The sequence below is a fragment of the Virgibacillus sp. Bac332 genome (assembly GCF_003667785.1).
GTDB classification, from domain to species: domain Bacteria; phylum Bacillota; class Bacilli; order Bacillales; family Amphibacillaceae; genus Virgibacillus; species Virgibacillus salarius.
Map to the genome: position 1 here is coordinate 4,291,256 of NZ_CP033046.1, position 12,687 is coordinate 4,303,942.

The 12,687-nt window shown below is 36.9% G+C and carries 13 protein-coding genes; 1 reads left to right on the forward strand and 12 read right to left on the reverse strand.

The features are described 5' to 3' along the window. The first annotated feature begins 136 nt into the window (after window positions 1–136). Window positions 137–724: an ATP-dependent Clp endopeptidase proteolytic subunit ClpP gene (gene clpP / locus D9782_RS21055; RefSeq protein ID WP_026681655.1), complete on the forward strand. Its 588-nt coding sequence runs from the start codon at window positions 137–139 to the stop codon at window positions 722–724. A 44-nt stretch (window positions 725–768) separates the two neighbouring features. Here clpP and D9782_RS21060 read toward each other — a convergent pair whose 3' ends face one another. From D9782_RS21060 to D9782_RS21115, 12 genes are all read right to left on the reverse strand, one after another. Continuing rightward, entirely contained in the window at window positions 769–1,023 is a 255-nt protein-coding gene (locus D9782_RS21060; protein ID WP_026681656.1) for an HPr family phosphocarrier protein, read from the reverse strand. Between the two features lie 163 nt (window positions 1,024–1,186). Continuing rightward, window positions 1,187–2,131, reverse strand: coding sequence for a DNA-binding protein WhiA (gene whiA, locus D9782_RS21065; protein WP_121605658.1), 945 nt, complete (start codon window positions 2,129–2,131; stop codon window positions 1,187–1,189). Between the two features lie 29 nt (window positions 2,132–2,160). Continuing rightward, window positions 2,161–3,126: a gluconeogenesis factor YvcK family protein gene (yvcK, locus tag D9782_RS21070; RefSeq protein WP_026681658.1), complete on the reverse strand. Its 966-nt coding sequence runs from the start codon at window positions 3,124–3,126 to the stop codon at window positions 2,161–2,163. A gap of 2 nt (window positions 3,127–3,128) precedes the next feature. Then, window positions 3,129–4,013 carry an RNase adapter RapZ gene (gene rapZ / locus D9782_RS21075; RefSeq protein WP_026681659.1) on the reverse strand — a complete coding sequence of 295 codons (885 nt, stop codon included), beginning with the start codon at window positions 4,011–4,013 and terminating at the stop codon, window positions 3,129–3,131. Between the two features lie 25 nt (window positions 4,014–4,038). Beyond that, window positions 4,039–4,503, reverse strand: coding sequence for an NUDIX domain-containing protein (locus D9782_RS21080; RefSeq protein WP_026681660.1), 465 nt, complete (start codon window positions 4,501–4,503; stop codon window positions 4,039–4,041). A gap of 503 nt (window positions 4,504–5,006) precedes the next feature. Continuing rightward, window positions 5,007–5,960, reverse strand: a complete 954-nt coding sequence (gene trxB / locus D9782_RS21085; RefSeq protein WP_121605659.1) for a thioredoxin-disulfide reductase — start codon at window positions 5,958–5,960, stop codon at window positions 5,007–5,009. A 79-nt stretch (window positions 5,961–6,039) separates the two neighbouring features. Continuing rightward, entirely contained in the window at window positions 6,040–7,053 is a 1,014-nt protein-coding gene (locus D9782_RS21090; RefSeq protein ID WP_026681662.1) for a tetratricopeptide repeat protein, read from the reverse strand. Window positions 7,054–7,196: 143 nt separating this feature from the next. After that, on the reverse strand, window positions 7,197–8,864 hold the full coding sequence (locus tag D9782_RS21095) for a glycerol-3-phosphate dehydrogenase/oxidase (RefSeq protein WP_121605660.1): 1,668 nt from the start codon (window positions 8,862–8,864) through the stop codon (window positions 7,197–7,199). Window positions 8,865–9,087: 223 nt separating this feature from the next. Continuing rightward, entirely contained in the window at window positions 9,088–10,578 is a 1,491-nt protein-coding gene (gene glpK, locus D9782_RS21100; protein ID WP_121605661.1) for a glycerol kinase GlpK, read from the reverse strand. Window positions 10,579–10,624: 46 nt separating this feature from the next. Then, the gene (locus D9782_RS21105) at window positions 10,625–11,419 is read right to left on the reverse strand and encodes an MIP/aquaporin family protein (protein WP_121605662.1); all 795 of its coding nucleotides are present in this window, start codon (window positions 11,417–11,419) and stop codon (window positions 10,625–10,627) included. 185 nt (window positions 11,420–11,604) lie between these two features. Next, window positions 11,605–12,114: a glycerol-3-phosphate responsive antiterminator gene (locus tag D9782_RS21110; RefSeq protein ID WP_240455868.1), complete on the reverse strand. Its 510-nt coding sequence runs from the start codon at window positions 12,112–12,114 to the stop codon at window positions 11,605–11,607. A gap of 48 nt (window positions 12,115–12,162) precedes the next feature. After that, window positions 12,163–12,684, reverse strand: coding sequence for an acyltransferase (locus tag D9782_RS21115; protein ID WP_026681667.1), 522 nt, complete (start codon window positions 12,682–12,684; stop codon window positions 12,163–12,165). Window positions 12,685–12,687 lie beyond the last annotated feature (3 nt).

Consider the following 12,687-nt stretch of genomic DNA (forward strand, 5'->3'; position numbering starts at 1 on the left):
TGACAATTATGGGAATGATGGAAGTGTATTTTCATTGGTTACGAGTTAAACTTTTTGTTTGACCTTTTTTGACCTATTAGTTATGATAAATATATCCGATCTAATGGATATTCGAATAGATAAGGGAGGATTTTACATGAATTTAATACCTACAGTTATTGAACAAACAAATCGTGGAGAGCGTGCCTACGATATTTACTCACGCTTACTAAAAGATCGTATCATTATGCTAGGGAGTGCCATCGATGATAATGTGGCAAATTCCATTGTAGCACAATTACTATTCCTTGAAGCAGAGGATCCAGGAAAAGATATCTCGTTATACATTAATTCACCAGGTGGATCTATCACTGCTGGTATGGCTATATATGATACCATGCAATTTATTAAATCTGACGTCTCCACAATCTGCACAGGGATGGCAGCATCTATGGGTGCATTCTTACTTGCAGCAGGTGAAAAAGGGAAACGCTTTGCATTACCAAACAGTGAAGTTATGATTCACCAACCGCTTGGAGGGACACAAGGCCAAGCTACAGACATTGAAATTCACGCACGTAGAATCATCCAAATGCGTGAAAAAATTAATGAAATTCTTTCAGAGCGTACTGGTCAACCAATAGATGTTATCGAGCGAGATACAGATCGCGATAATTTTATGTCAGCTCATAAATCTGTTGAGTATGGTCTGATTGATAAAATAATGGAACGTAAACCAGAATAGTTTTATTCAAAAAATCCCTTTCACAAAAAGAAAGGGATTTTTTATTACTTTTTGGCAACAAAGGAAGTAAGTTGTGACAATGCTGCTTCTTCATCTGCTCCTTCTGCGATCAACGTAATCTGTTCTCCAGTAGTTATCGCTAAGCTCATCAAGCCCATGATACTCTTTGCATTCACTTTTTTACCATTTTTCTCAAGAAATATATGAGATGTATATCGGTTAGCCTCCTGTACAAATTCTGCTGCAGGTCTCGCTTGTAAGCCAGTTGTCAGTTCCACCTTAATTGACCTCTCAACCAAATACCTCATCCTCCCCTTAAATGAAAACGCTATCAAATATTACATAAATAGAACGAAATATGGTGATTCAGTGGAATTTCCCACTGAATCACGAAGGGCTACATTAAACTACAAGATTTTAAATTATCCGTATTATATCATGAATGGTAATCAAATTAAACAATTACTGTAAAACTTCACCTTTTTTAATTTTTTCAGCAAAAGCATCGATTTTTTTCAAGCGATGGTTTACACCTGATTTTGATATTTTACCACTTGTAACTAATTCACCAAGCTCCTTTAGGGAGACATCCTGATGTTTTACACGTAAAACTGCGATTTCCCTGAGTTTTTCCGGTAACTGATCTAAACCAACTGTACGTTCAATTAGGTTAATGTTTTCTATTTGACGAAATGCTGCACCAATCGTTTTATTTAAATTAGCCGTTTCACAATTAACAAGTCGATTAACAGAGTTTCTCATATCACGCACAATTCGTACATCCTCAAACTTAAATAAAGCATTATGTGCACCGATAATGCTAAGAAATTCCGTAATCTTTTCTGCTTCTTTCATATATACGATATATCCATTTTTCCTTTCCAGCTTACGAGCATGTAAATCAAACGCATTAAGTAAATCACAAAGTGCATCATTATGCTCCTGATAAAAGTTAAATACTTCCAAATGATAGGAAGATGTCTCCGGATTATTAATGGAGCCACCTGCAAGAAACGCTCCACGTAAATAGGCACGCTTGCAACAAGATTTTTTTACGTATCTCTCGGATATATTCCTTGTAAAGGTATAGGGCTCTTGCAATATAGTTAAATCCTTTAATAAAGAACGCACATCTTCCTTTAGCCGAACAATATAAACATTATTTTTCTTTAATTTCATTTTTTTGCGTACTAATAACTCTACAGGTAGAGCATATGTTGACTTAATTAATGTATAAATTCTTCTCGCAATAGCTGCGTTCTCCGTCTGTACGTCTAAGGTGTATTCTTGCTTGGATAGGGATATCGCTCCATTCATACGGATGAGTGCAGCCAATTCTGCATGCATACAGCAATCATCTATATCGATGGCTGTTAATTCCTTTTTTATCTCAGAAGCAAAAGACAATCATATCCCCCCTTTACTTGTATTCTTAGCTATCCATTATTTTTTAAAATAGAATATAATAATGATGCAACTTTATGATTATCATGTCGTAATGTAGATTGAGTTGGATCAATTATATCCCCTTCAATAATTCTTAAGCCCATTTCTAATAAACGATCTGTATCATAAATAACCGGGGCTGCATTTTCCTCCGCATACATATCACGAACCGTCTGCTCTATCGGTTCATTATGCACCACAATTGCATCAACACTCTTTTCACCAATATGATCTCGTATTGCCTGAACATGGTCTGCTGCTGTATAACCTGTTGTTTCTCCAGCCTGTGTCATAACGTTACAAACATAAACTACCTGACCTGTTGTATGACGGATAGCTTCATCAATTTGTGGCATAATGATTGTCGGCATTATACTTGTGTATAAGCTACCAGGAGCAATAACAATTAGATCTGCCTTTTTTAAGGCACGGACTGCATTTGGTAGTGGTTGAACAGGTTGTGGGCTTAAAAACACACGCTCAATTCTTTTCTTTGATAATGGAATATTTGATTCACCTGAAATAATAGTGCCATCCTCCATCTCCGCATGTAATGACATGTTATCATTGGAAATAGGGTAAATCTTCCCTTTGACATTTAAAACACGTGAGATCTCACGAATTCCCATATTAAAATTACCTGTAATTGATGTCATTGCAGCAAGTAGCAAATTTCCCATGGAATGGCCGGATAATCCATTACCAACACTAAAGCGATGCTGGAATAACTCGATGAGCATTGGTTCTGCATCTGATAGTGCAGCAATTACATTACGAATATCACCAGGAGCTGGAATTGCCATTTCATTTCGTAATCTACCTGTACTGCCGCCATCATCAGCTACCGTCACAAGTGCCGTTAATTGAATAGGCAGATCTTTTAAGCCACGTAGTAAAACTGGCATTCCTGTTCCGCCCCCAACAACTACAACACGCGGCAGGGTTTCTTCACTCATAATTAATATCCCTTTCTTTTATCGATGTCACGATGGCTGACATGAGTAATATATTGAGAAGATAGCTCTTTGGCAAAGTACTCTGAAAGTGCAACAGAGCGATGCTGTCCCCCCGTACATCCAATTGCAACTACTAATTGTGATTTACCTTCTTTTTTATATTGAGGGAGCATAAATTGTAAAAGATCTAATACTTTAGCATTAAATTTCTGTGTATCTGTCCATTTAAATACATAGGAAGCAACATCTGCATTAAGCCCCGTTAAGGGCTGTAAATTTGCGACATAGTGAGGATTAGGTAAAAAGCGGACGTCAAACACCAGATCTGCATCAATTGGCAGACCATATTTGAAGCCGAACGAGACCATATGAACAGAAAATACTTCTTGCCTTTCCTCTGAATATTTTTGAACAATCTTTTCTCGTAGATCCTTAGGCTTTAAGTTTGTCGTATCGATTATTCGCTGAGCTCTTCCTCTTAATTCATCAAGAATTTCTCTTTCCTGCCTAATACCATTTAGCGGAAGACCACCAACATCTAAGGGATGAGAACGCCTCGTTTCTTTATACCTACTTACTAATTTTTCGTCCTTTGCATCCAAAAATAAGATATGTTCTTCAAGCCAATCTTCTTTAGCCAATACGTCTAGTGCCTCAAATAACGTATCAAAAAACTCCCTAGCTCGTAAGTCCATAACAAGAGCTACTTTTTGTATGTTGTTCGTAGAATCCTTCATTAGCTCAATAAATTTCGGTAGTAATGTAGGAGGTAAGTTATCTACGCAATAGTATCCTAAGTCTTCAAAGCTTTGAACAGCTACTGTTTTCCCAGCTCCAGACATCCCTGTAATGATAACCAACTTTGTTTCTTGTTCTCCATTTCTCATTTTGTATCTCCCCTTTACCTAAATCCTACTGCTCTATAGGATCAATCCGAAAATTAATTAGTTCGTCTTTAGCTGTATATGAAAAGGCACCCGACACGACTTGCTCATTAGCAAGCAGATATTTATAAATCATTTGATCCCCTTCTGCCATCGGTAAATCTAAAACTTGATTTACGGGGACCCATTCTAATTCACCTTCTCGACAATATGCCGTAAGTTCACCACTGTACTTGCGGCATATAAACGTATACATCATCCATTCCTTTATAAGTGTTTGTCCTTCCATAATAGAAAATGTGAAAACACCTGCTAATTTTGGATTTTTGAGCACTAATGCTGTTTCTTCTCTATATTCTCGAATAACAGATTCCTGGATCGTTTCTCCTTGTTCCTTTTTTCCTCCAGGAATAGCATACCAGCCATGCCTTGGCTTTTTTAGTACTAATATATGGTTATTATCTATTACTATGCAATTCGTTACCTGTTGCATTACAAATCACCCCGTATGAAGAGGAACAACTAAATTCCATTTCTTTTATTATACTAGTTTACGAATTAAACTTCCATACGACTGATTTATGAGACTATATGTATACAATATAATGGGGATTTCGACAAAAAAAGAGCACAGGTTTTCACACCTGTGCCAAAAACTAATCTATCTATTAAAAGGGGGTCAATTAGTTACTTCTAATTATAACCCATGATTATTTCGAACATATTACAACAGGATTAAGAACCAATTACTATTGGTAAATTTTTCTTTATAAAGTAAAGCTTTATCCATGGTGAAATTTCGTCGTCCCCACCGATGTTTCGTCTCATACAATTGTTACTATGATCTATGCATACACTCCATCCATCGATATGATGAACACGATCAGTTCAAATTTTCCATTGAAAGAGAGCACAAAGGTGGTTCTATTGTAATTCTCCAGTTAGACTTTTACCGGTGTGATCTCTCATTTATTCTCTATAGTACCCTCTTAATAGCTAGGAATTTGTGGTTTTTAGTTCTTCTTGTAGATCTTCCACATACTTAATCGCTGCTTCTGCTGCAATACTTCCATCTCCAGTAGCAGTCACAATTTGACGTAATGTCTTATCACGAATATCTCCTGCAGCAAAGATACCAGGAATCGTCGTTTCCATATTTTCGTTTGTTGGTATATAGCCTTCATCATTTGTAATTCCTAACGATTTAAATGGTTCACTTAAAGGGACCATTCCAATATATACAAACACTCCATCAATAGAATACTCGTATGTTTCTCCCGTTTTATTGTTTTTCAAAGTTGCACTTCCAACTTTTCCGCCATCTTCATTAATTTTTTCCACAACAGTGTCCCAAATGAAGTCAATCTTTTCATTATCAAAAGCGCGATCTTGTAGAATACGTTGGGCACGTAAAGCGTCACGACGATGCACAACTGTCACCTTATCAGCGAATCGTGTTAAATATATTCCTTCTTCTACAGCCGAATCGCCTCCTCCAATAACAATTAAATTTTTCTCTTTAAAGAATGCACCATCACAAACCGCGCAATAGGAAACACCACGACCACTCAATTCTTCTTCACCTGGAATTCCCAGCTTTTTGTATTGTGCTCCAGTAGTAATGATTAGTGCTCTCGTGTTGTATTCTTTATTTCCTGCTACGATTGTTTTATAGTCTCCATGATCGATAACTTCTTTAATATCACCATACGCATACTCTGCACCGAATTTTTTTGCATGCTCAAACATCTTATTAGAAAGATCCGGTCCTAAAATATGATCATAACCTGGATAATTTTCAACATCCTCGGTATTTGCCATTTGACCACCGGGAATTCCTCTCTCGATCATTAATGTCTCCAAATTAGCTCGAGAAGCATAGACCGCCGCAGTCATCCCAGCTGGACCAGCCCCTGCAATAATAACATCATACATATGATTTTCGGACATCGATATCGCCCCTTTTTCACTATAATAATTCAGACATACTAAGCTTAATAAAATCAACGTGTTTCGTCTATTATTATGCTCAATTCCTACTACTTTGTTCCCAAGGCGCCTCCTCCTTGGTTAATTTGGGGTGTTTTTTTATGCCTTCTTGCCAAATAACAGTTGCTTTCTCTTGTTCACCAATATAATATGCAGACTTGGTATACCAACGGAAGTAAGAGGGATGTCCTTTTACTTTCGCTTTGACAAGTGACGAAAAACGAGGATACGCTGCTTCGTGCTCACCTGTTCTTGATAAAGTAACAGCGATTCGCAGTTTTTGTTGTTCATGAATTGGATATACATTTAGTAATGTCTGAATATGCAAATCATATTCTTCTTGTGCTCCAATTTGATAATAAAATAAAGCTAAATTTGTATGGCTATACAATGAATTAGGATCTTCCTTCAACATAGTTAATTCCATCTCAATAGCTTCTTCTGGATGTCCAGAGAAAAATAATGCCTGAGTATAATCATGTTTTGTCATTTTATGTTCCGGAAACAAAGTCATCATTTCTTCTAATACCGGAATAGCTTTATCCCATTCCATATTTTCCATATGATAGAATACGGTTTCTTGGTAAATAAGTAGTTCATCCTCATCTTCCAATTCCCAGTCATCGATATCTTCATCATCTTCAATATTGATCAGCTCTAATAACCTAAAGGCTTCTTCACTAAAATCACCCTCAGGTTCTTTTTCTAAATACAAATCAGCATATTTTTTGGCGTCGTTTAATAACCCTAAATGTGCATAATTATTTGCTAGTAAATAGTAGCAATCAACATATTCAGATGATTGTAATACGTTGGTTAACAATTGGTTTGCAGCATGATAAGAACCTATTTCAGTATATATAATTGATAGCTGACATTGGTACAATGCATCAGATGGTTTTTTCTCAACAGCCTTTTTTAACCATTTAACAGCTATATCAAATTTTCTTTTTTGAAATGCTTCTACACCTTTTGTGAAATAAAAATCACCTTCAGGAATAAAAGGGAGAACGTTGTTTTGTTTTCCATTTATATTATTTGTAACGTGTTGCATGTATATCCCCCTAGTTTGTTAACATACGAACAAAGTATACCATAATTACTAGGTGATTTATATAGCGTGATAAGAAAATAGCCCCACGACGTAAAAAAACAGAGCATAGCTTTTTTGCAATGCTCCGCTTTATATTTATTACCTTATTCTGCTACAGGGTGAACAGCATCATATAGCAGCTGCTGTAGTTCCTCTGTAAACATTTCTTTTTGATCATCTGTCCAATTTAACGTTCGTGCCATGTAGTCAATCACTTTTTCCTGATGTGATTTTACCCACTCTATTTCAAAGAAGAGCGCACCTGTACGTCTAATAAAGAAGTCAACTGGTTTATAAGCAGCTTCATATTCCATCGCATAAAGTAATTGAGCGAAAACGACTGGATCAATTTCTGCTTGTTTCGCTTCCTCCTGCTTCGTTTGATATAACTCAAAAATAACATCAAAGTTAGCACCATACTTCTTAATTAAATAAATAGCAGTTGCTTCATCTAAACCTTCTGCTACAGCTTCTACGGTTTTTCTCTCTAAATACTTTTTGAAGCCTTTAGAACCGCCAACTTCTCCTCCTGCGATTGGTAAATGTACTGTATCTGATTTCGAATACATGATACCTTCTTCTTCTTGAAGCTGTTTTGTTACTGTATTAACAGCTTGTTCTGCCATTTTTCGATATCCAGTTAATTTACCTCCAGCCATGGATATTAAACCAGAATCAGAAACAAAAATTTCATCTTTCCGTGAAATCTCACTTGGATTTTCTGTCCCCTCTTCTGCAATCAACGGACGTAAACCAGCCCAACTTGATTCGACATGATCCGCTGTAATGTTTAAGGAAGGGAACATATAATGAATCGCATCAATTAGATAGTCACGATCCTCGACTGTCATTTTGGGATTAGCGATGTCTCCTTTATAACTAGTATCCGTTGTCCCTACATAGGTGATGTTTTCTCTAGGAATAGCGAAAATCATCCGTCCATCAGGTGTATCAAAATAAATCGCTTGCTGTAAAGGAAAGACTTCTTTCGGGAACACCAAATGAATCCCTTTTGTTAAGTGTAATGCTTTGCCTTTTTTCGATCCATCTTTTTCTCTTAAATTATCGACCCACGGTCCACCTGCATTAATAATTTTTTTAGCAAAAATGCGATACTGTTCTCCACTGATCTGATCTTCTACGACAACACCTTTTACGCGGTTTTTATCATTGTAAATAAATTCAACCACTTTAGTATAGTTTGCCGCAAGTACTCCTTTTTGCACGGCTTTTTTTAATACTTCAATGGTAAGTCGCGCATCATCTGTTTTGTATTCAACATAATAACCCGCGCCTCTTAAATTTTCCTTCTTAACAAGAGGCTCCTTCTCTAGCGCTACTTCTGGGTTAAACATCTTCCGGCGTTCCCCTTTTTTAACTCCTGCTAGAAAGTCATAGACGCGTAATCCAATATTAGTAGTAAATGGACCAAATGTGCCACCTTTATGGAATGGTAGCATCATCCATTCAGGTGTGGTTACGTGTGGACCATTTTCATAAACGATGGCCCTTTCCTTTCCAACTTCTGCAACCATCTTTACTTCAAATTGTTTTAAGTAACGTAGTCCACCATGTACTAATTTCGTTGATCTACTGGAGGTTCCAGCTGCAAAGTCCTGCATTTCTACTAGCCCTGTTGTTAATCCTCTAGTTACAGCATCTAAAGCAATACCTGATCCTGTAATTCCACCACCAATAACTAGTAAATCTAACTCTGTATTTTCCATCTTTGTTAATCGCTGATTGCGTTCGTGACTAGAAAAATTACTCACTATTATTCACTCCCCGTTTCTAGTAATGTCTATACATATCAATACCCATATTTCTGGATAGTCATGTATACGCAGACGGAAAAAATTCCTAATACATAAAAAATAAAGCCGCAAAACAAACTAATGCAATTCTTACATTAGTTGCTTGCGGCTTCTCCAATTCTCCGTCCACACTATTAACTTACTTATAGTATAGCATAATTCATTTATTTCGTATAGTACTTTACTTAAAAGCTTGTGCTGCTTTTATTGCTTGTTTCCATCCCGTATATAATTTGGTTCTTTCTTCTTTTATGATTGTAGGATTAAAGGTTCGATTTACTTTCCATTGCTGAGCAATCTCTTCCTTGTTTTCCCAAAAGCCAACAGCAAGACCCGCTAAATAAGCAGCTCCCAATGCCGTCGTCTCATTAACCACTGGACGTTCTACAGCAACATCAAGCATATCGCTTTGAAATTGCATTAAAAAATTGTTTTGGACAACTCCACCATCAACTCGGAATTTTTTCACTTTCATACCAGCTTCCTGTTCCATAACATCGACAACATCTTTTGTTTGATACGCTAATGCTTCTAAAGTAGCTCGTACAAAGTGTTCTTTTGTAGCTCCTCTCGTTAAGCCAAATATAGAACCTTTGACATCACTATCCCAATATGGCGTTCCCAATCCAACAAATGCAGGGACTACGTATACACCTTCTGTAGAAGAAACAGCGTGAGCAAGTGATTCAGTATCTGACAAGTTTTCGATTAATTCTAAGCCATCTCGCAGCCATTGGATTGCTGATCCCGCAACAAAGATACTTCCTTCTAATGCATACTCTACCTTACCGTCGACTCCCCAAGCAAGTGTAGTAAGGAGACCATGTTTTGATTGCATTCCTTGTTCTCCTGTATTCATTAGCATAAAACATCCTGTACCATATGTGTTCTTTGCCATTCCTTTTTCAAAACAAGCCTGTCCGAACAAGGCCGCCTGCTGATCTCCTGCAATTCCAGCAATTGGAACCTCATGTCCAAAAAAGTGATAATCCACCGTAGTACCATACACCTCTGAAGACTGCCTTACCTCTGGCAGCATGGATTTCGGTACTCCTAAAATTTCTAATAATTCTTCATCCCATTTCAGATCATAAATATTATACATGAGGGTTCGAGATGCATTAGAATAGTCCGTAATATGGCGTTTCCCACCAGTTAATTTATAGACTAGCCATGTATCAATCGTACCAAATAAAAGATCTCCATTATTTGCTTTTTCTCTTGCACCATCGACATGATCTAATATCCATTTCACTTTTGTCCCTGCGAAATAAGGATCAATTAATAAACCTGTTTTTGCCCGAAAGACATCATTATAACCTTCATTTTTAAGCTGATCGCAAATATCCTTAGTTTGTCTAGATTGCCAAACAATCGCCTTATAAATAGGTTTGCCAGTGTTTTTATCCCATACAACTGTTGTTTCTCTTTGATTTGTTATACCTATACCAGCTAAATCAAATGGCTCTAAATCTGCCTTACGAAGTGCATCAGAGATACAAGCAAGTATAGAAGTCCATATTTCATTGGCATCATGCTCTACCCAGCCTGGTTTTGAAAAATATTGTTCAAATTCCTTTTGTCCCGTTGCAACAATCTCACCAGCATGATTAAAAATAATTGCACGTGAACTGGTTGTCCCCTGATCAAGTGCTAATATATATCTTTCCAATTTCTATTCCTCCCCAAAAAACCGTCATACGTTTATTTAGTAATTATTAAGCCTTTTTTAGTTCATTACCTAATGCAGTAATAAACAATAGTAAAACACCAGCAGTAAAAACCCAAAATACTATTGTAGCATGAGATTTAAAAATTGCCTCATAAAAAAGTCCACCATAAATACCACCAATTGCCGGGCCAGCTACCGGAATCCAAGCATAGCTCCAATTAGAGTATCCTTTCCCAGGAATTGGCAAAATCCAATGAGCCACTCTTGGGCCTAGATCTCTAGCTGGATTAATCGCATATCCTGTCGTTCCACCAAGAGACATACCAATAGCAATAATGAGCAACCCTACAATTAGTGGATTCAATCCTTCTGTAAATGTATTCGCACCAATAAACAATAAACCCATTACTAGTATAAACGTACCTATAATTTCACTAATTAAATTTGCTAGCGTATTAGGAATAGCAGGTCCGGTAGAAAACACACCTAGCTTTGTAGCTTGATCTTTCGTTTCTTTCCAATGTGGTAAATAATGAAAAAAAACGATAATCGCACCAATAAAGCCACCTAGCATTTGTGCTGAAATATATAACGGAACCTGCGCCCAAGGAAATTCACCAATTGCAGCAAAACCTAGTGTAACAGCTGGGTTAATATGGGCTCCAGTAATATTACCTACTGCGTAAACACCCATGGTAACGCCAAGACCCCAAGCTATGGAGACTAGAACCCAACCTGATCCTTCAGATAATGTGTGCTTCAGATTGACCCCAGCTACTACTCCCCCGCCGAAAATAATTAGAATCATGGTACCAATTAACTCTCCAAAAAATGCAGACATACTAAAATACCTCCATTAAAAAAGTTGATATTTTGGTATTCCACAATTCCAGAAAGTTATTAATAGATTCTTTAAGCGTACATTTTCACAAAGATAAAAAACTAGGCACTCGTCAATCTACATTAACGATTACCTAGCCAATTTTAAACTATATCTATTATATCAGCGAACAACCATGAAATAAATTACATCATCTTCCAAAGATCTGTATTTGATGTTGAAACAGCAACAGCACCAGCTTGTAAAGCAGCTTTAACTTCTTCCTCGTTGGTAATTAATCCTCCAGCGATTACTGGCAATTCCGTTTTGGCATGGATCTGATGCACCATTGATGGAATAAGTCCAGGCAATACCTCGATACAATCTGGTTGTACTCGATTAATTACTTTTATATTTTGCTCTAGGGCTAAGCTATCTAATAAAAACACACGTTGGATTGCTAACAATTGATGCTTTTTCGCCATACTAATAACATTTGCTCGAGTTGATAAGATACCGTCTGGCTTAATTTCTCTTAACAAAAACTCCATACCATAATCATCCGACTTTAATCCTTGAATAAGATCGAAGTGTACCAATATATTTTTTTTTGCGCGCTTAGAATAGTCCACTAAACTTTTTATCTGCGCCAATCTAGTTTCTAGAATAACTATGGATTCATGAGGGGTATCCAAAGCCTTATCAAAATCTTTCATTTTTCGGATCGCAGGTAAAATACCAGTTGGTATGTTCAATTCAATCACCTACTCTAGCTTCAATTTTTCTTCCCTTTCTTTAACTTGATCTTTTGTATACTTCACTTGCATCGGGTTTCCACCAACAAAAGATCCAGCTGGTACATCCTTATGTACCAACGTGCCAGCAGAGACAATCGCATGATCACCAATCGTTACACCTGGTAATATCGTTGAATTCGCTCCAATCATTACTTCATCACCAATCGTTACCGTTCCAATACGATATTCCTTTATTAAATATTCATGTGCCAAAATGGTTGTATTATAGCCAATAACACTATTTTTTCCCACTTTAATTTTTTCTGGAAACATAATATCCGGCATTACCATCAAAGCGAATGCTGTATACTCTCCAACTTCCATCCGTAAAAGCTTGCGATACAACCAATTTTTCATTGGCAAAATAGGTGTATACCTTGCTATCTGAATCACAATAAAATTTTTCATTACCTTCCAAAAAGGTACTGTATTATAAATTTGCCATAATGCATTCATATTCTGCACAGGGTAACGCTTTGTTTTTCGCATTGG